Origin of the sequence: Stenotrophomonas sp. Y6, from assembly GCF_022436665.1 — a bacterium.
Classification (GTDB): Bacteria; Pseudomonadota; Gammaproteobacteria; order Xanthomonadales; family Xanthomonadaceae; genus Stenotrophomonas; species Stenotrophomonas acidaminiphila_A.
In genome coordinates this window covers 20,808-39,462 of record NZ_JAKUKB010000013.1, presented here as the reverse complement: position 1 = coordinate 39,462, position 18,655 = coordinate 20,808, and the positions used below count along the sequence as shown (strand labels likewise).

Genomic DNA, 18,655 nt, shown 5'->3' with positions numbered 1-18,655 from the left:
AACGCGGGCCCGGAGGTAGTCCGTAGGTGCGGGGCTTGCCCCGCACGGGGGCTTTGCGGGCAATGGCTGCGTGCCGGGCAAGCCCGGCACCTACCACGAAAAACGGCGCCTTCCGGCGCCGTTTCCGCAGGTGGCCTGGCGGCCGGGTCAGAGCGCGTAGCCGAACTGCTGCTTGAACTGCTCGTTGAACTCGTCGAAGTCGAAGCGCTGGTTCTGGGTGCCGGGGTGCTCCACCTTCAGCGCACCCATCAGGTTGCCCATGCGGCCGATGGTCAGCCAGTCGTAGCCCTTCTGGATGCCGAAGATCAGGCCGGCACGGAAGGCGTCGCCGCAGCCGGTCGGGTCGACCACGCGGCGCTCGTGCGCCGGCGGGATGTCGTAGCTCCTGTCCGGGGTGTGGATCACCGCGCCCTTGGGGCCGCGGGTGGTGATGTAGGCCTTGACCCGGCCGACGATCTCCTTCTCGTTCCAGCCGGTGCGCTCCTGCAGCAGGTTGGACTCGTAGTCGTTGACCACCACGTAGTCGGCCTGCTCGATGAAGGTGCGCAGTTCCGGGCCGTTGAACAGCGGCATGGCCTGGCCCGGGTCGAAGATGAACGGCACGCCCATCTCCTTGAATTCGATGGCGTTCTGGATCATGCCTTCGCGGCCGTCGGGGCCGACCAGGCCCAGGGTCACGCCCGGCACGTCCTTCACGTGGTTCTCGTAGGAGCGCATCATCGCGCCCGGGTGGAAGGCGGTGATCTGGTTGTTGTCGTGGTCGGTGGTGATGAACGCCTGCGGGGTGAACAGTTCCTCGATCACCCGCACCCGGCTCAGGTCGATGCCCAGCGCGTCGAAATGCTCGCGGTACGGGCCGAAGTCCGAGCCCACGGTGCCCATCGGGATCGGGTTGCCGCCGAGCAGGTGCAGGTTGTAGGCGATGTTGCCGGCGCAGCCGCCGAACTCGCGGCGCATGCGCGGCACCAGGAAGGACACGTTCAGGATGTGCACCTTGTCCGGCAGGATGTGGTTCTTGAACTGGTCCGGGAACACCATGATGGTGTCGAAGGCAAGGGAACCACAGATCAGAGCGGACATCGCGAACGGGCCTATACGGGTAAAGGGGAACCGCCGCCGTGCGGGCGCAGGCGGGGTGGCGCGGGCGCGCGCCAAAGTGCATAAGGGTACCGGCTGCGGCGGCGCGCGACCAGAAGCACGTGTCGCCGGCGAACCCCGGCGAGTGCCTCCAAACCCGCTGCGGGCATGGATTTTCCTTGCCCGTGCCGGGGTGGGTTGATAGGCTAGCCAACCTCGTTTTCTGCCCATTTTTTCGCCATCCGGCGTGGGCGCGCGCCCTCAGGATCACTCCCCAGATGTTCAAGAAGCTCCGCGGCATGTTCTCCAATGACCTGTCCATCGACCTGGGCACGGCCAACACCCTCATCTACGTGCGCGGGCAGGGGATCGTGCTGAACGAGCCGTCGGTCGTGGCCGTGCGCCAGGACCGCGCCATCGGCGGTACCCGCTCGGTGGCCGCCGTCGGCGCCGAGGCCAAGCAGATGCTCGGCCGTACCCCGGGGCACATCACCACCATCCGCCCGATGAAGGACGGTGTCATCGCCGACTTCACCTACACCGAGGCGATGCTCAAGCACTTCATCAAGAAGGTGCACAAGTCGCGCGTGCTGCGCCCGAGCCCGCGCGTGCTGGTGTGCGTGCCGGCCGGCTCGACCCAGGTCGAGCGCCGCGCCATCAAGGAATCGGCCGAGGAGGCCGGCGCGCGCGACGTGTACCTGATCGAGGAGCCGATGGCGGCGGCCATCGGCGCCGGCATGCCGGTCACCGAGGCGCGCGGCTCGATGGTCATCGACATCGGTGGCGGCACCACCGAGGTGGCGGTGATCTCGCTCAACGGCATCGTCTATTCGGCCTCGGTCCGCATCGGCGGCGACCGCTTCGACGAGTCGATCACCAACTACGTGCGCCGCAACCACGGCATGCTGATCGGCGAAGCCACCGCCGAGCGCATCAAGGTGGAACTGGGCTGCGCCTACCCGCAGGCCGAGGTGCAGGAGATGGAAATCTCCGGCCGCAACCTTGCCGAGGGCGTGCCGAAGATGATCAAGATCAGCTCCAACGAGGTGCTCGAGGCCCTGCACGAACCGCTGTCCGGGATCGTCTCGGCGGTCAAGCTGGCGCTGGAGCAGACGCCGCCGGAACTGTGCGCCGACGTCGCCGAGCGCGGCATCGTGCTCACCGGCGGTGGCGCCCTGCTGCGCGACCTGGACCGGCTGATCTCCGAGGAAACCGGCCTGCACGTGCAGGTGGCCGACGACCCGCTGACCTGCGTGGCGCGTGGCGGTGGCCGCGCGCTGGAGCTGGTCGACATGCACGGCAACGAGTTCTTTGCGCCGGAATAAGCCGCACCGGCCCGCTACCGCGCCCGCGCCTCTGCGGCGCGGTGCCCTTGGCGCGCAGGCGCCGGGCATCGCACCGCCGGGGCGTCGTCGCATCCTTCTCCCGTATTTTTCCAGCTGAAGTCCGTCGTGCCGCCCTATGCCGGTCCCCCCGTAGCCTCCCGACAGGGCGACGCCAGCAGCACCCTGCGGCTGCTGGCCTACCTGGCCCTGGCGATCACCCTGATCGTGCTGGACGACCAGGGCGGCTGGCTGTCGCGCCTGCGCACCCAGGCCGCGGTGGCGGTGCAGCCGGTGTGGGCGCTGGCCGGCCTGCCCGGGCGCCTGGGCGCCTCGGTGCGCGACAACGCCGCCAGCCACAACCAGCTGGTCGCCGAGAACCGCGAACTGCGCAACCAGCTGCTGCTGGCCAACGCGCGCCTGACCCGGCTGCAGACCGCGGCGCTGGACAACGCCCAGTTGCGCGAGCTGCTGAACGTGGCCGAGCGCGCCGGGCTGGACGTGCAGCTGGCGCCGATCCTGGATATCGACCTGGACCCGGTGAAGCAGCGCCTGGTGCTGGATGCCGGCAGCCGCGAAGGCGTGCACATCGGCCAGGCGGTGATCGATGCCGGTGGCCTGATGGGGCAGGTGATCGCGGTGACCCCGCTGCATTCGACCGTGCTGCTGCTGACCGACCCCGACCACGCGGTGCCGGTGACGGTCGCGCGCAACGGCGTGCGCCTGATCGCCTATGGCCGCGGCGACCGCCTCGAACTGCGTGACATCCCGCTCAGCGCCGGGGTCGAGGTGGGCGACGAGATCGTCACCTCCGGGCTGGGCGGGCGTTTCCCGGCCGGTTTCCCGGTGGGCAGGATCGTGGAACTGCGGCCGGACGATACCCATGCCTTCCTGGTCGGCGCGCTGGAGCCGGCGGCCAAGCTGGACCGCGGCCGCGACGTGCTGCTGCTGCGCTCGGTGCCGCAGATCCCGCGCATGCCGGTGACCAGCGGCCTGGAGCCGCCGGGCGGCGGCGACACGGTGCCCGGCCCGCGTCCGGCGCCGGACAACGGGACATCCGGGGGTAGCGGCCCGCGTCCCGCGGCCGCGGCAACGCAGCGCGGCGCGGCCGATGCGCCGCGCCCGACCCCGCCGGCGCCGGAAAGCGCCGCGCCCGCCGCCAACCCGCCTTCGCCCCGCCCCGCGACCTCCGACCGCGCGCCCACGCTTCCACAGGAGACCCGGCCATGAGCCGCCTGCGCAACCGCGGCTGGGTACTGCCCGCCAGCATCGCGCTGGCCCTGCTGCTGGGGCTGGTGCCGCTGCCGGAACTGCTGCAGCCCATCCGCCCGTACTGGCTGGCGCTGGTGCTGGGCTACTGGGTGATCGAGACCCCGGAGCGGGTCGGGCTGGGCTTTGCCTTCATCATCGGCCTGCTGGCCGACCTGCTGTATGGCGGGATCCTCGGCGAGCAGGCGCTGCGGCTGGTGGTGTTCGCCTTCATCCTGCAGCGCTTCCGCGCGCGCATCCGCTTCTTCCCGCTGTCGCAGCAGGCGCTGGCGATCGGCGGGCTGCTGCTCAACGACCGCATCATCAGCGCCGCCGTGCACCTGTTCACCGCCGAGCCGCTGCTGCCGTGGAGCTACTGGTGGGCGCCGCTGCCGGGCATGCTGCTGTGGCTGCCGATCTACGTGCTGCTGGACGCCGCGCGGCTGGGCAAGCGCGGGCCCTGAGCCATGTACGGGCGGCGCCAGCACAAGAACCCGCAGGCCGAGGTCGAGCAGTTCCGGCGCCGTGCGGCGGTCGGCTTCCTCGGCGTGCTGCTGGGGCTGGGCGTGCTGGCCGGCTGGTACTTCAAGCTGCAGGTGCTGGACCACGACGTCTACGCCACCCGCTCGGAAGCCAACCGCATCAAGGCGCGGCCGGTGGTGCCCGGGCGCGGCTTGATCTACGACCGCAAGGGCCGCCTGCTGGCCGAGAACGTGCCGGCGTTCCGCCTGGACGTGACCCCGAACAAGGTCCAGGACATGGCCGCCACGCTGGCCGGGCTGCGCGCGATCTTTTCGTTGAGCGACGAGGACATCGAGCGCTTCAACCAGTCGCGCAAGGCGCGGCGCAGCTTCATGCCGGTGACGCTGAAGCTGCGCGTCAGCGACGAGGAAATGGCGCGCTTCGCGGTCGACCGCTGGCGCTACCCGGGGGTGGAGCTGGAGCCGTACCTGACCCGCCGCTACCCCTACGGCGACCTGCTGGCGCATGTCATCGGCTATGTCGGCCGGGTCGACGACAAGGACCTGCAGGAGCTGGGCGAGGGCAATGCGGCGCTGACCCATATCGGCAAGTCCGGGCTGGAGCGCTATTACGAGGACCGGCTGCGCGGCAGGATCGGCTACGAGCGGGTGGAGACCAACGTGCAGGGCCGGGCGATCCGCACGCTCGGCCGGGTACCGGCGCAGTCCGGCGCCGACCTGCGGCTGTCGATCGACGTGGACCTGCAGCAGGCGATGGTGACCGCGTTCGGCGAGCAGGAAGGGTCGGCGGTGGCGATCGACCCGCGCACCGGCGAGATCCTGGCCATGGTCAGCCTGCCTTCGTACGACCCCAACCTGTTCGTCAACGGCATTTCCCACGCCGACTTCAAGCGCCTCAACGAAAACCCCTCGCGGCCGCAGTTCAACCGCCTGGTGCTGGGCGGCGTGGCGCCGGGCTCCACGGTCAAGCCGTTCCTGGGCCTGGCCGGGCTCGACAGCGGCCTGCGCCGGCCCGAGGACAAGATCCTCTCGCGCGGCATGTTCTACCTGCCGGGCGTGAGCCGCGGCTGGGGCGACGCCAATCGCGGCGGCCACGGCTGGACCGACCTGCGCAAGTCGATCTCGCAGTCGGTGAACACCTACTACTACCAGCTCGGCGTGGACATGGGCGTGGAGCGCTATGACCAGTACATGGGCGGCCACTACGGCTTCGGCCAGCCCACCGGCATCGACCTGGCCGGCGAGATCGGCGGCATCCTGCCGTCGCCGGCGGCCAAGGCGCGGCTGCGCAACGAGCGCTGGTATCCCGGCGACATGGTCAACGCCAGCATCGGCCAGGGCCTGTGGAAAGTGACCCCGCTGCAGCTGGTGCGCGGCGTCGGCGGGCTGGCCTCCGGGCAGTTGCGCCGGCCGCACCTGGTGGTCGAACAGAAGGTCGGCTTCGACCATGACTGGACGCCGCTGCCGCAGCCCGCACCGCGGCCGATCAGCCCCAATCCCGGCAACCTGCAGGCCGTGCGCGAAGGCATGATGGGCACCATGCAGCCGGGCGGCAGCGGCTGGCGGGTGGCGGCCGGGGCGCCGTACCTGATGGCCGGCAAGACCGGTACCGCGCAGGTGGTCAGCCGCAAGGGCACCGCCGCGGTGAACCCGAAGAGCCTGCCGATGCACCTGCGCCACCGCGCGCTGTTCATCGGTTTCGCCCCGGCCGAGGACCCGCGCATCGCCATCGCGGTCGCGGTCGAGGGCGGCGGCTATGGCGGCGCGGCGGCGGCGCCGATCGCGCGCAAGGTGTTCGATGCGTGGCTGCTCGGGGTGATGCCCGAGGTGCAGCAGGCCGTCGATGCCAGCGGCGTGGTCGAAGGGGCGGCCAATACCGGTTCCGCCACCTCCGCCCCCGCTCCCACGGTAGTGCCGGCGGGCGAGCCGTCCCCGACACCGGTACCGGCGCCGTCACCGGCATCGTCGCCGGAACCGGTACAGGAGGAACGGCGATGAGGGACTTCCTGCGCTGGCTGCTGGAGATGGCGCAGCGCCTTACCCGCGGCCTCGACTGGCCGCTGCTGCTGGCGCTGTGCGCGCTGATGGGCATGGGCCTGGCGGTGCTGGACAGCGCCGGCGGCAGCGGCCTGGTGATGGCCCAGGGCGCGCGCTTCGCGGTGGGCCTGGTGGCGATGTGGGCGATCGCGCGGGTGCCGGTGCTGCGCATCCGCGCCTGGACGCCGATGATCTACGCGCTGTCGATGCTGCCGTTGCTGGCGGTGTTCGTGCTGGGCACCGGCAAGTACGGGCGCCAGTGGCTGGACCTGAAGCTGTTCTACCTGCAGCCGGCCGAGCTGCTCAAGGTGAGCATGCCGATGATGGTGGCGTGGTACCTGCACCGGATGCCGTTGCCGCCGCGGATACCGGTGGTGCTGGTCGCCGGCCTGATCATCGGCGTGCCCACCGCGCTGGTGATGCTGCAGCCGGACCTGGGTACCGCCATGCTGATCGCCGCCAGCGGCGTCTTCGTCCTGTACCTGTCGGGCATGCCATGGTGGTGGTTCATCACCGCCGGCACCGTCGGCGGCAGCGCGCTGGCGGTAGTGCTGTTCGCGCCGATCTCGTGGTTCTCGTTCCTGCGTCCCTACCAGCAGGATCGCATCCTCACTTTCCGTGATCCGGACAACGATCCGCTGGGCGCTGGCTGGAACATCATCCAGTCCAAGATCGCCATCGGCTCGGGCGGATTGACCGGCAAGGGCTGGGGGCTGGGGTCGCAGTCGCACCTGAACTTCATTCCCGAGCAGACCACCGACTTCGCGTTCTCGGTGCTGAGCGAGGAATTCGGCTGGCTGGGCGTGGCGATCGTGATCGCGCTGTACATCTTCATCATCGGCCGCTGCCTGTGGATCGCGGCGCAGTCGCGCGATGGCTTCTCGCGGCTGGTTGCCGGCGCCACCGGCCTGTCGTTCTTCGTCTATGCGCTGGTCAACGGCGGCATGATTTCGGGCCTGCTGCCGGTGGTGGGCGTGCCGATGCCGCTGATCAGTTACGGCGGTACCGCCGCGGTGTCGCTGCTGGCCGGGTTCGGCCTGGTGATGGCCGCGCGCAGCTACAACCCGGTGCACGGCGGCCACGGCTGAGCCGGCGGAAACTGCGACGCCGGTCCGGCCAGGGTTGATCACGATCAAACACCGGAATTAACAAAAGCGTCACAATGCTCCCCGCCACCGGACGCGTCGCGCCGTGGCGGCCGGCCTGCGAATCCGCGGGACGGCAAGGCCGGGATCCGCCGGCCGGGCGTGGGGAGACGCCCGGCACGTGTCGCGATCCGGTCCGGGCACCGGCTGCACCCACTGGGATGGGGGGTGCAGCCGGTGCCCAGATTTTTTCTGGCGTCCGCTGGCGTGGTGCGGCGCGTTCCGGCTCGCGCGTGGCCGGCAGGAAACGTGCGCTCGGTCGCGGCAGGTGCGGACAGGCCGGTGCGTGCAGCGGGCCGCCCTCCGCGCCGGGTGCGGAGGGGGAGCGGGCAGGGCGCCGCGCCGGTACTTTCCGCTGGCAGCGCATTCAGTTGCCGGGTGGTCGCATGGACTACCGCCGGCTCCCGGGCCGCCCGTCCCGGGCACTTCCAATCCCTTTGCGATTCATGGTGTTATTGATGGAAATTCATCAATGACCTGTTAATCTCGGCTGATGATTCGACGTGTTCTGGTCTGCTGTCTCACCCTGGGCATGGTCGCCTGCGCGACCCAGCCCCAGGCGCCTGCTCCCGCTCCGCCCGCGGCGGGCAAACCGATAGGCACCGGCGGTACGCCGGCCGAAGCCGTCCCCGAGCGCAGGTCCGACCTGCCGCCGGTGGACCTGACCCCGGTGCCGTTCGAGACCGCGCGCGCCAACTTCGTACGCGATACCGCCGCGCGCTACCGGCTGGACCCGGCCTACATCGAATCGGTGCTGGCGCAGGCGCAGATCCGCGAACCGATCATCGCCGCCATGGCGCGCCCGGCCGAACGGGTCAAGCCGTGGAACGAGTACCGGCCGATGTTCATCAGCCAGGCGCGCATCGACGGCGGCCGCAGGTTCCTGGCCACGCACCGCGATGCCCTGCAGCGCGTGCAGGCGCGCAGCGGCGTGCCGGCCGAAGTGATCGTGGCGATCATCGGCGTGGAGACCAGTTACGGCGCCAACACCGGCAACCACCGCGTGCTCGATGCGCTGTACACGCTGGCGTTCAAGTACCCGCGCAGCGGCGACCCGGAGAAGCTCGAGCGCGAAGTGCGCCGCGAACTGTTCTTCCGCGACGAACTGGCCAAGCTGTTCGAACTGGCCGCGCAGGAGAAGCTGGACATCGCCGCGCTCAAGGGCAGTTACGCCGGCGCGATGGGCATGGGCCAGTTCATGCCGTCCAGTTACCTGGACTATGCCGTGGATGGCGACGGCGATGGCCGCCGCGACCTGTTCACCAGCTACGACGACGTGTTCGCCTCCATCGCCAACTACTTCGTGAAGAAGGGCGGCTGGGTGCGCGGCGGCACGGTCGCGGTGCCGGCCACGCTCGACGCCGGCCGCGAGGAACTCAACCCCGTCGACTGGACGCCGACCCTGGGCCTCGACGCCCTGGCCGCCCGCGGCTACCACCCGCGGGTGCCGGTACGCGCGGCCGGGGCCACCGCCACCCCGATCACCCTGGAAGGCAGCGACGGCAAGCAGTACTGGCTGGGCTTCCAGAACTACTACGCGATCACCCGTTACAACCTTTCCAAGATGTACGCGATGGCCGTGTTCCAGTTGTCGCAGGCCATCGCCGGACAGGAGTTGCCGCCGGCATGAACAGCAAGTGGCTGGTCCCTGCGTTTATCGTCCTCGGGCTGGCTGCCTGCAGCAGCGCGCCACCGAAGTCCAAGTCCGCCGGTAGCGGCCATGGCGCCACGCACGGCAGCGTGGTGCAGGGCCGCGGCGGGCGCCCCGCGCATTGCCCCGAGGGTTCGCCCTACGCCAAGGCACAGGAGGATCCCGGCACGCGCGGCCACTACAGTGCCGGCGGCCTGTACCGCCCGGGCGTCAAGGACAGCACCCCCGACTACGTGCCCGACGTAGCCTGCATCCCGGAACCGGTGGTCAGCGACGAGCCGCGCTCGGCCATCGGCAACCGCTCGCCGTACGTGGTGCTCGGCAAGGAATACCGGGTGATGGAGCGGGTCGACGATTACGTCGAGCAGGGCACGGCTTCCTACTACGGCGCCAAGTTCCACGGGCGCCTGACCTCCAACCGCGAGGTCTACGACATGTACCAGTTCACCGCCGCGCACAAGACGTTGCCGCTGCCCAGCTTCGCCCGCGTCACCAACCTGGACAACGGCGAGTCGGTGATCGTGCGGGTCAACGACCGCGGCCCGTTCCATGATGGCCGCGTGATCGACCTCAGTTATGCCGCCGCGGTGCGGCTGGGCATCACCCAGCGTGGCACCGGCCGGGTGGAAGTACGCGGGCTGACGCCCGGCAGCGACAACCTGCTGGCCTCGCGCGAGACGCGCCGCCCGGCGCGCGCGCGCGCCGCGGCGACGGCCGGCAGCACCGCCGCCGCGCCGCCGTCGCCCAGCCGCATGGACCAGCTGGTCCAGGCGCTGCCGGCCGCCGCGCCGGCACCGGCAACGCCGCGGCCGGCCGAAGTCCACGCCGCCGGTCCGGCGCTGCAGGCGGTGGCCGTGCAGGCGTTGCCGGCGGCCCCCGGCCCATCGTCATCGGCGGCGCCGGTTGGCGCCGCACCGGTGGCGGCCACGCCCGCGCCCGATGCCGCGGCACGCGCGCTGGGCGCGATCCTGCTGCAGGTCGCCAGTTTTTCCAGCCGCGACAACGCCGCCCGCGCGCTGGGGCAGTTGAGTGCGGCCGGCATCGCCGGCGCCACGCTCAGCGACGTGGTCAGTGGCGGACGCACCCTGTGGCGCCTGCGCGTGCCGGCCGACGACGTGGCCAAGGCGGCGGAACTTGCCGGCCGCATCACCGGTCTGGGCTTCGGCAGGCCACAGATCGTCCGCGACTGACTGCGATACACGGCATGGAAGCCACGCTGATCGGGCGCTGATGCCGGTGCGATGCCGCCACCACGCCCTACAATGACCGCCTGTTTTCCATTCCTTGTCCCGACAGGAACCGCTTTCCGATGAAATTCCGCTTTGCCGCCGCCGCCATGGCCACGACGTTCGCCATCGGCCTGGCCTCCGCCCAGACGCCCACCCCGGCCCCGGCGCCGGCCGCCGCCCCCGCCCAGGTGGCGATCCCGCCCGCGCCGGCGCCGTCCACCTCCACCGCGTGGGTGCTGATGGACTACGCCTCCGGGCAGGTGCTGGCCGGCGAGAACATCCACATGCCGCTGCCGCCGGCCAGCATCACCAAGGTGATGACCTCCTACGTGCTGGCCGCCGAGACCCGCAACGGCAAGATCAAGCCCGACGACCAGGTGATGATGAGCGAGCGCGCCTGGCGCGAGGGCGGCGCCGGTACCGATGGCAGCTACAGCGGGTTCCCGGTCAACCAGACCGCGCGCCTGGAGGACATGGAAAAGGGCATGGCGATCCAGTCGGGCAACGATGCCGCCATCGCCCTGGCCGAGCATGCGGCCGGCAGCCAGGAAGCCTTCGCCGCGCTGATGAACAACTATGCCGCCAAGATCGGCATGAAGGACTCGCACTTCGTCAACGCCCACGGCCTGACCGCCGACGGCCACCAGTCCAGCGCCTACGACCTGGCGCTGCTGGGCCGTGCCTTCGTGCGCGATTACCCGGAAACCTACGCCTACAACAAGATCAAGGAATTCACCGTAGGCAACATCACCCAGCCCAACCGCAACCTGCTGCTGTGGCGCGACCCGAGCGTGGACGGCATCAAGACCGGGCATACCTCGGCGGCCGGCTACTGCCTGCTGAGTTCGGCCCAGCGCGGCGACCAGCGGCTGATCGCGGTGCTGATGGGCGGCGCGTCGGAGAAGCAGCGTGCCGATGACAGCCTGGCGCTGCTGAACTGGGGCTTCCGCTTCTTCGAGACCCACCGCCTGTACGAGACCGGCAAGGCCGTGACCACCCAGCACGTGTGGAAGGGCGCCGCCGACGAGGTGCAGCTGGGCGTGGCGCAGCCGCTGCTGGTCAGCGTGCCGCGCGGCCGCTACGCCGACCTCAAGCCGAGCATGGACGTGCCCAAGCAGCTCGTCGCACCGATCGCCGCCGGCCAGCAGATCGGCACGGTGAAGGTGACGCTGGACGGCAAGGTCGTCGCCGAATCGCCGCTGGTGGCGGTGCAGGCGGTGGAAGAGGGCGGCTTCTTCAAGCGCCTGTGGGACGCCTTCATGATGTGGTGGAAGTCCTGACCCTGTCCACGAAAAAGCCGGCGCAAGCCGGCTTTTTTGATGGGCCGGCGCCGGCCGTGGCGATCACAGCGTGCGGCTGATGGTGAAGCTGCCGAACACCGGCCGCTGCTTCTGCCCCTCGAATTCGCGGCTGCGGTGGTAGCGGGCCAGCGCGAACTTCCACTTGCCGCGCATCAACGCCACGCCGTAGCCGATCTCGCCGACCAGTGCGCGCTTGTCCACGCGGTGGCTGTCGCGGAAGGTGTTGCCGTCCAGGGTGATGTCGCGCAGCACCCAGCGCGCATCGGCGGTCGCGAACAGGTGCCCGGACCAGCCGGCCGCCCTGCCGCCGCGCGTCGGCGCGGTGTTCTCGCCCGCCGGACGCAGCGGCGAGCTGCCGAAATCGTCCGGCAGCTGCCAGCCGAAGCGGACTTCGCCGCCGCCGTTGCCGTAGGTCGCCAGGTTGCCGAGGGCGCCGCCCCAGTGGCTGATCGCGTCCCAGCCCCAGCCGGCGGCGTTGTTCGCCGGCCAGCGCCGCATCCGTTCATGCAGCAGGCGCAGCACCGGCTCGTCGTGCAGTTGGTTCTTCCAGCCCCTGAATTTCTCGTCGCCGAGCACGCCGTGCACGGCATCCTGCACCTGCCTGCCCTGTGCGGACGGGCCGACCATGCCCAGCGCGAGCTGGGTGGTGCGCAGGCGGTCGCCGTTGCGGGCGTTGTAGCCGAAGTTGACCAGCAGCACGCCGGCATAGGGGCGGTCGTCGGCGATCAGGTCGGCGCGGCTGCTGTCGGTCGGCGTGAACAGCCCCTGGCCGACACTGAAGATCATGTTCTGCTGCTCGAACCCGCCCGGCTGCAACCGCTCCAGGTGGCGGTTGATCCAGCGTGCCGGCGCCGGCAGGCAGGGGTCGTCGGTGTAGTCGGCCAGGTTCGGCGAGACCAGGGTCAGCATGGCCCCGTTGGTATAGCCCTGGTCCTGGTGGGCACCACCGAACAGGTCGTTGTCCACGCGGAAATTGACCGCGGGCGGGTGGTCGTGCAGCGCGCTGCCGCTGCAGGTATCGGGCGGCGGGGGCGCGGCGCTGACGGGGCTGCCGGCCAGCGCCAGGGACAGCGCCAGGGACAGCCGGAGGCGGGTGTGCATGCGCTCGGATCCGGGTCGTTGAAGTGCGCGCAGCTTAACGGCGCGGGCCGGGTGGGCGCAGTGGCGATCGCGGATCACATCGTTGCAGCGCCGCCGGCGGGCGCCGCGAACCGTGACCGGTGCCGGTTGGAAAGCGTCATGGCCCTGCGGTAGCATCGCCGCCGACCACTCCGCGCTTGCCATACTGGCTGCCTGCAAGGACCAGGACCCTGTCGCTGGGTTTTCAGACCAAAGGAACGCGCCCGCCACGCGGCGCAGGTTAACGGGGAATACAACACTATGCGTAATGTCTTTTCGCCGCTGATGGCGGCTGCCCTGACCGTGGGTGTCGCCGCGGTCCTGTCCAGCCAGCCGGCGCAGGCGTCGTTCAAGAACACCGGTACCCAGGCGCAGGAGCAGCGCAAGCAGGCGGCCGCCCAGATCCCGGTGTGCCAGCGCCCGATCGGCACCATTTCGGTGATCGAGCCCGAAGACGCCACCAACTGGTGGACCGGCCAGCAGCTGCCGGCGCCGTCGCGGCTGATCAAGGTGTTCGTCAGCCGCTCGCGCTGCTTCACCCTGGTGGACCGCGGCGCCGGCATGGCCGCCGGCCAGTTCGAGCGTGAGCTGGCCGCCAGCGGCGACCTGCGCGGCCGCTCCAACGTCGGCAAGGGCCAGATCAAGGCCGCCGACTACGTGATGATCCCCGACCTGGTGTCCCAGAACAGCAACGCCGGCGGCAACGCCATCGGCGGCCTGCTGGGCGGCCTGATCGGCGGCAAGGCCGGCGCGATCGTCGGTGGCCTGAACTTCCGCAGCAAGACCGCCGACGTGGTGCTGACCGTGACCGACGTGCGCTCCTCCGAGCAGGTGGCGATCTCCGAGGGCTCGGCGCGCAAGAGCGACATCGGCTTCGGTGCCGGCGGCGGCCTGTTCGGCGGCGGCGGCTTCGGTGCGGCCGGCGTCGGCGGCTATGCCAATACCGAAATCGGCCAGGTGATCACCATGGCCTACCTGCAGGCCTATACCGACATCGTCGCCCAGCTCGGCGGCCTGCCGGAGAACGCCTCGGCGGCCAACGCCCAGCAGGCGGTCACGGTGACCCGCCCGGGCCGCCTGCTGGCCAACGCCAAGGGCACCGGCGCGCCGGTGCGCTCGCTGGATCCGGGCATGATGCTGTACCCCACCGGCAACAAGGAAGGCGTGATGTGGGAAGTCGAGGACGAGCTGGGCAACAAGGGCTGGGTCTCCTCGACCCTGCTGGAGCTGTCCAAATAAGCGAGGGTACCGGCCGCGGCCGGTACGCTTCGGGTAGGTGCCGGCCGTTGGCCGGCACATGCACCGGCGCCAGCGACAACGCAGCTTTCCACGGAAGGGCCGCCCGCAGCGGCCCTTCCGCGTTCCCGGACCTTGGGTTTGCCGGCCCGCGCCCCGATAATGGCGGGCATGGAAATCAAGTCCGACAACCCCGAACACGGCTTCCAGTTTCCCGGCACCTTCGAGTTGAGCGCCATGGGCGCGGCCAACATCGGGCTGGAGCACGAGCTGCCGCGGCTGCTGCTGCAGGCGGGCGTGGATGTGCTCAACGAGCGCATCAGCTGGAAGCACTCGTCCAACGGCAAGTACGTGTCCGTGCGCATCGCCTTCAAGGCCGACAGCCGCGCCCAGTACGACGCCGCGCACGTGGCCCTGCGCAACCACCCGGAAGTGAAGTGGACGCTGTAGGCGCCTGCGCGGCCGCGGCCGCGGCGGCAGGCGGCGGCAGGGTCCGCGTGGCGACGCTGCGCGACCTCGGCCGCCAGGCCTATGCGCCGGTCTGGCACGCGATGCAGCGCTTCACCGACGCCCGCGACGACGCCACCGTCGACGAAGTGTGGGTGGTCGAGCACGACCCGGTGTTCACCCTGGGCCAGGCTGGCAAGGACGAACACGTGCTGGCGCCGGGCGACATCCCGGTGCTGCACGTGGACCGCGGCGGCCAGGTGACCTACCACGGCCCCGGCCAGATCGTGGTCTACCCGCTGCTGGACCTGCGCCGGCTGGGCATCGGCGTGCGCGACTACGTGTGCCGCATCGAGCAGGCCATCATCGACACCCTGGACGAGTGGAACATCGTCGCCGAACGCCTGGAAGGCGCGCCCGGCGTGTACGTCGGCGGCGCCAAGATCGCCGCGCTCGGCATCCGCGTGCGCCGTGGCTGCAGCTTCCACGGGCTGGCGTTCAACGTCAGCCTCGACCTGGAGCCCTTCCACCGCATCAATCCCTGCGGTTATGCCGGGATGCAGGTGACCTCGGTGCTAGACTTGGGCGGTCCTTCGGGCATCGCGGCGGTCAAGCCGGTGCTGCTGTCCCACCTGGCCCGGCAGTTCGGGCTGGACCTGCGCGACGATCCCGGACTGCCCGACCTGACCATGCGGCCCTGACGCCGCCGGAACGCCATGAACGAATCCTCCCACCGCTCCATTCCCCTGCAGGTCCTGCAGGGTGACACCCCGTCCGCGCCGCTGCAGGCCGGCGCCAAGCAGCTCGGTGGCGACAAGATCAACCGTTCGCCGGTGCAGTTCGCCGAGGCCCCGGTGCTGCGCAAGCCGTCGTGGATCCGCGTGCGCATCCCCTCCGGCAACGCCGTCCAGCAGCTCAAGGCCAAGCTGCGCGAGAACCGCCTGGTGACCGTGTGCGAGGAGGCCAGCTGCCCCAACATCCACGAGTGCTTCGGCCACGGCACCGCCACGTTCATGATCCTCGGCGAGGTCTGCACCCGCCGCTGCTCGTTCTGCGACGTCGCCCACGGCCGGCCCAAGCCGCCGGACGCCGCCGAGCCGCTGCACCTGGCGCAGACGGTCAAGGACATGGGCCTGAAGTACGTGGTGGTCACCAGCGTCGACCGCGACGACCTGCGCGATGGCGGCGCCGGCCATTTCGTCGACTGCATCAGCGCCATCCGCGAGTTCAGCCCGGGCACCCGGATCGAGATCCTGACCCCGGATTTCCGTGGCAAGGGGCGCATGGAGCGCGCGCTGGAGATCCTGGCGGCCAATCCGCCGGACGTGTTCAACCACAACATCGAGACCGTGCCGGACCTGTACCGCAACGTGCGCCCGGGCGCGGACTACCAGTGGTCGCTGACCCTGCTGCAGAAGTTCAAGGCGCAGCACCCGGGCGTGCCGACCAAGTCCGGCATCATGCTCGGCCTCGGCGAAACCCTGGAGCAGGTGCAGGCCACCCTGCGCGACCTGCGCGCCCACGACGTGGAAATGGTCACCATCGGCCAGTACCTGCAGCCCACCCCGCATCACCACCCGGTGCTGCGCTACTGGACACCGGACGAGTACAAGGCGCTGGAGGAGTACGGCTACGCGCTGGGCTTCCACCACGTGGCGTCCGGGCCGATGGTGCGTTCGTCCTACCACGCCGACCGCCAGGCCGCCGGCGCCGGGGTCGGCTGACCCGCGTCCGGCGCACGCCGCCGGCCGTTGACCCGTGCCACCCTGCGGTGGCACGGCGCCGTGCCGCCGCCGGTACCCGCGCCGCGCGGCCCGGCCACGTGGCACAGGCCTGCTTTTCCGGTTCCGCCGCCCCGGCCGCGCCCTGGCCCGGGAGCCTCGCCCCGGCCGCCGGGCGATCGCCGGGCACCGCGCTTGCCCTTGCGGGAACGACCACTGTGGCCGTGGCCGGGGTGGCCGCCGCCGCGGTGCCCCGGCACGGTTCACGTTGCGCTACGGTCGGGCCGCTAGGCTGTGGGCGGTCCGGATGACAAGCGCTGCAACTTCCGGCACTGTCCCGTTGTCCGAGTCATCCGCAGTCTCATTCCACCGCCCGGTGCCACGAGTATTTTGATGAACTACCGAGTACCCGCTTTCCTGCTGGCCTTCGCGCTGACCGCACCGGCCGCGCTGCTGGCGCGCGCCGACACCTCGGCGCTGCCGTCCGCCGCGACGCTCGACCAGGCCACCACCTCCAAGCTGGTCTACGGGCTGCTGTCCGACAGCCGCTACGCCTACCGCCCGCGTCCGCTGGACGCGGCGACCGCGCAGGATGTGTTCAAGCGTTATCTGGAATCGCTGGACAGCGGCAAGCAGTTCTTCACCCGCGAGGACGTGGAGCGCTTCGCGCCGCTGGCCGAGCGGACCGGCGCGGCGATCCGCACGGGCGAACTCGACCCGGCGTTCCAGGTGTTCGCGGTCTACCGCCAGCGCGTGAGCGAACGCGTCGCCTATGCGCGGCGCCTGCTCCGGCAGGAGCCGGACTTCACCAGCAACGAGCGCTTCGACTACGACCGCAAGGACGTGCCGTGGGCGAGCAGCGCCGAGCTGGACGAGCTGTGGCGCAAGTCGGTGAAGAACGACTGGCTGCGGTTGCGCCTGGCCGGCAAGCCGGCGGCCGACATCCGCAAGACCTTGGACAAGCGCTACGCGACGCTGCTCAAGTCGGTCAACGAGGTGAAGGGGGAGGACGTGTTCTCCTTCTTCATGAACGCCTACACCCGCGCGGTCGACCCGCACACCGATTACTTCACCCCGCGCACGGCCGAGAACTTCAACCAGGCCATGTCGCTGTCGCTGGAAGGCATCGGCGCGCAGCTGCAGCGCCAGGACGACGTGGTGGTGATCCGCGAGATCATCGCCGGCGGCCCGGCCTCGGTGGACGGCACGCTCAAGCCGGGCGACCGCATCGTCGGTGTCGGCCAGGGCCGCTCGGGCCCGGTCGAGGACGTGATCGGCTGGCGCATCGACGACGTGGTGGCCAAGATCCGCGGCGCCAAGGACACCCAGGTGCGGCTGGAGTTCATTCCCGCCGCCGAAGGCCTGGACGGCAAGCACCGCATGGTGACCCTGACCCGGCAGAAGGTGCGCCTGGCCGAACAGGCCGCCAAGGGCGAGACCATGACCATCCCCGGCGCGGCCGGCGAGCCCGCGCGCCGCATCGGCGTCGTCAAGCTGCCGACCTTCTACCAGGATTTCGAAGGCCGCCGCCGCAACGCCAGCGACTACGCGTCGGCCACCCGCGACGTGGCGCGCCTGTTGGCCGGCTTCAAGGCCGACAAGCTCGACGGCGTGGTGCTGGACCTGCGCAACAACGGCGGCGGTTCGCTGGACGAGGCGATCGAGCTGACCGGCCTGTTCATCGAACAGGGGCCGGTGGTGCAGGTGCGCGAATCCGGCGGCCGGGTCACCGTCAACAGCGACCGCAACCCGGCCGTGGCCTGGGACGGGCCGCTGGCGGTGCTGATCAACCGCGGTTCGGCTTCAGCCTCGGAGATCTTCGCCGGTGCCATCCAGGACTACGGCCGTGGCCTGGTCATCGGCGAGACCACCTTCGGCAAGGGCACCGTGCAGAACGTGGTGCCGCTGGACCGCTGGCCGGCCAGCGAGAAGGAGCGCTTCGGCCAGGTCAAGCTGACCATCGCCCAGTTCTTCCGCGTCAGCGGCTCGTCCACCCAGCACAAGGGCGTGGTGCCCGACCTGGCGTTCCCGGCCAGCGTCGATGCCAGCGAGTTCGGCGAGAGCACCTACGACAACGCGCTGCCGTGGACCCGCATCGCCGCGGTGCCGCACACCCAGTACGGCAACTTCGCGCCGATCCTGCCGAAGCTGGAAACCCGCCATGCCGCGCGCATCCGCGGCGACCGCGAGTTCCAGTGGTGGGAAGAGGACGTGCAGCAGTTCCGCACCGAAGCGGAGAAGAAGTACGTCTCGCTCAACGAGGCTGAGCGCCGTGCCGAGCGTGACAGGCAGGACGCGCAGCGCAAGCAGCGGCAGGAAGTGCGCCGGCAGCTGGGCCTGCCGCTGGACCCGCTGGCCGACGATGGCAGCGACGACGGCCTGACCGGCAACGAGCGGGACATCGTCAAGGACGCCGCGCGCGAGAAGGCCGCCGAGAAGCGCCCCGATCCGCTGCTCAAGGAGTCGGCGTCGATCCTGGCCGACGCGGTGAACCTGCTGGAAAAGGACCGGCCGCTGTCGGCGCAGGTACTGCCGCAGTCCACCGGCCCTGGCCGCTGGGCCGACTGAGCGCGGGGCGGGGCGCCCGCCCGCGTTCAAGCCGCCGTCAGCGTGCCTGCACGCCGGCGGCGTTATGCTCGG

The 18,655-nt window shown here is 70.4% G+C and carries 15 protein-coding genes; 13 read left to right on the top strand and 2 right to left on the bottom strand.

What is annotated here, in order from left to right; translation table 11 throughout:
• Positions 1–147: 147 nt before the first annotated feature.
• Positions 148–1,080: a carbohydrate kinase family protein gene (locus MKP15_RS15415; protein ID WP_104938026.1), complete on the bottom strand. Its 933-nt coding sequence runs from the start codon at positions 1,078–1,080 to the stop codon at positions 148–150.
• Positions 1,081–1,355: 275 nt separating this feature from the next.
• Here MKP15_RS15415 and MKP15_RS15410 point away from each other — a divergent pair, with 275 nt between their 5' ends.
• The 8 genes from MKP15_RS15410 to MKP15_RS15375 all read left to right on the top strand — a co-directional run bounded on the left by MKP15_RS15410 (position 1,356) and on the right by MKP15_RS15375 (position 11,471).
• On the top strand, positions 1,356–2,402 hold the full coding sequence (locus tag MKP15_RS15410) for a rod shape-determining protein (RefSeq protein ID WP_054662886.1): 1,047 nt from the start codon (positions 1,356–1,358) through the stop codon (positions 2,400–2,402).
• A gap of 126 nt (positions 2,403–2,528) precedes the next feature.
• Positions 2,529–3,629 carry a rod shape-determining protein MreC gene (mreC, locus tag MKP15_RS15405; protein ID WP_240213307.1) on the top strand — a complete coding sequence of 367 codons (1,101 nt, stop codon included), beginning with the start codon at positions 2,529–2,531 and terminating at the stop codon, positions 3,627–3,629.
• A complete protein-coding gene (mreD, locus tag MKP15_RS15400) occupies positions 3,626–4,111 on the top strand; it encodes a rod shape-determining protein MreD (RefSeq protein ID WP_161615648.1) in 486 nt (161 codons plus the stop codon). The genes mreC and mreD overlap by 4 nt, the downstream gene beginning before the upstream one ends.
• A gap of 3 nt (positions 4,112–4,114) precedes the next feature.
• Positions 4,115–6,127 carry a penicillin-binding protein 2 gene (mrdA, locus tag MKP15_RS15395; protein WP_240213306.1) on the top strand — a complete coding sequence of 671 codons (2,013 nt, stop codon included), beginning with the start codon at positions 4,115–4,117 and terminating at the stop codon, positions 6,125–6,127.
• Positions 6,124–7,254, top strand: coding sequence for a rod shape-determining protein RodA (gene rodA, locus MKP15_RS15390; protein ID WP_104938028.1), 1,131 nt, complete (start codon positions 6,124–6,126; stop codon positions 7,252–7,254). The genes mrdA and rodA overlap by 4 nt, the downstream gene beginning before the upstream one ends.
• 550 nt (positions 7,255–7,804) lie before the next feature.
• On the top strand, positions 7,805–8,941 hold the full coding sequence (mltB, locus tag MKP15_RS15385) for a lytic murein transglycosylase B (protein ID WP_240213305.1): 1,137 nt from the start codon (positions 7,805–7,807) through the stop codon (positions 8,939–8,941).
• The gene (locus MKP15_RS15380) at positions 8,938–10,152 is read left to right on the top strand and encodes a septal ring lytic transglycosylase RlpA family protein (RefSeq protein ID WP_240213304.1); all 1,215 of its coding nucleotides are present in this window, start codon (positions 8,938–8,940) and stop codon (positions 10,150–10,152) included. The genes mltB and MKP15_RS15380 overlap by 4 nt, the downstream gene beginning before the upstream one ends.
• A 119-nt stretch (positions 10,153–10,271) precedes the next feature.
• On the top strand, positions 10,272–11,471 hold the full coding sequence (locus tag MKP15_RS15375) for a D-alanyl-D-alanine carboxypeptidase family protein (protein WP_104938031.1): 1,200 nt from the start codon (positions 10,272–10,274) through the stop codon (positions 11,469–11,471).
• A gap of 63 nt (positions 11,472–11,534) precedes the next feature.
• Here the strand turns inward: MKP15_RS15375 and MKP15_RS15370 are convergent, their stop codons facing one another.
• On the bottom strand, positions 11,535–12,593 hold the full coding sequence (locus tag MKP15_RS15370; protein WP_240213303.1) for a lipid A deacylase LpxR family protein: 1,059 nt from the start codon (positions 12,591–12,593) through the stop codon (positions 11,535–11,537).
• 279 nt (positions 12,594–12,872) lie between these two features.
• Between MKP15_RS15370 and MKP15_RS15365 the strand changes: the two genes are divergently transcribed.
• From MKP15_RS15365 to MKP15_RS15345, 5 genes are all read left to right on the top strand, one after another.
• A complete protein-coding gene (locus MKP15_RS15365; RefSeq protein WP_233996294.1) occupies positions 12,873–13,850 on the top strand; it encodes a CsgG/HfaB family protein in 978 nt (325 codons plus the stop codon).
• Between the two features lie 168 nt (positions 13,851–14,018).
• The gene (locus MKP15_RS15360; protein WP_104940108.1) at positions 14,019–14,297 is read left to right on the top strand and encodes a DUF493 family protein; all 279 of its coding nucleotides are present in this window, start codon (positions 14,019–14,021) and stop codon (positions 14,295–14,297) included.
• Between the two features lie 47 nt (positions 14,298–14,344).
• Complete coding sequence (lipB, locus tag MKP15_RS15355) at positions 14,345–14,995, top strand: lipoyl(octanoyl) transferase LipB (protein WP_240213386.1); 651 nt, start codon at positions 14,345–14,347, stop codon at positions 14,993–14,995.
• Between the two features lie 15 nt (positions 14,996–15,010).
• On the top strand, positions 15,011–16,018 hold the full coding sequence (gene lipA, locus MKP15_RS15350) for a lipoyl synthase (RefSeq protein ID WP_161615593.1): 1,008 nt from the start codon (positions 15,011–15,013) through the stop codon (positions 16,016–16,018).
• 390 nt (positions 16,019–16,408) lie between these two features.
• Positions 16,409–18,583 carry a carboxy terminal-processing peptidase gene (locus MKP15_RS15345; RefSeq protein ID WP_240213302.1) on the top strand — a complete coding sequence of 725 codons (2,175 nt, stop codon included), beginning with the start codon at positions 16,409–16,411 and terminating at the stop codon, positions 18,581–18,583.
• The last annotated feature ends 72 nt before the right edge of the window (positions 18,584–18,655 follow it).

Coding starts and splice junctions, on each gene's coding strand:
- MKP15_RS15410 (WP_054662886.1), top strand. CDS start 1,356: ATGTTCAAGAAGCTCCGCGGCATGTTCTCCAATGACCTGTCCATCGAC.
- MKP15_RS15380 (WP_240213304.1), top strand. CDS start 8,938: ATGAACAGCAAGTGGCTGGTCCCTGCGTTTATCGTCCTCGGGCTGGCT.
- MKP15_RS15360 (WP_104940108.1), top strand. CDS start 14,019: ATGGAAATCAAGTCCGACAACCCCGAACACGGCTTCCAGTTTCCCGGC.
- mltB (WP_240213305.1), top strand. CDS start 7,805: ATGATTCGACGTGTTCTGGTCTGCTGTCTCACCCTGGGCATGGTCGCC.
- MKP15_RS15370 (WP_240213303.1), bottom strand. CDS start 12,593: ATGCACACCCGCCTCCGGCTGTCCCTGGCGCTGTCCCTGGCGCTGGCC.
- rodA (WP_104938028.1), top strand. CDS start 6,124: ATGAGGGACTTCCTGCGCTGGCTGCTGGAGATGGCGCAGCGCCTTACC.
- MKP15_RS15415 (WP_104938026.1), bottom strand. CDS start 1,080: ATGTCCGCTCTGATCTGTGGTTCCCTTGCCTTCGACACCATCATGGTG.
- mreD (WP_161615648.1), top strand. CDS start 3,626: ATGAGCCGCCTGCGCAACCGCGGCTGGGTACTGCCCGCCAGCATCGCG.
- MKP15_RS15375 (WP_104938031.1), top strand. CDS start 10,272: ATGAAATTCCGCTTTGCCGCCGCCGCCATGGCCACGACGTTCGCCATC.
- MKP15_RS15345 (WP_240213302.1), top strand. CDS start 16,409: ATGAACTACCGAGTACCCGCTTTCCTGCTGGCCTTCGCGCTGACCGCA.
- MKP15_RS15365 (WP_233996294.1), top strand. CDS start 12,873: ATGCGTAATGTCTTTTCGCCGCTGATGGCGGCTGCCCTGACCGTGGGT.
- lipA (WP_161615593.1), top strand. CDS start 15,011: ATGAACGAATCCTCCCACCGCTCCATTCCCCTGCAGGTCCTGCAGGGT.
- mrdA (WP_240213306.1), top strand. CDS start 4,115: ATGTACGGGCGGCGCCAGCACAAGAACCCGCAGGCCGAGGTCGAGCAG.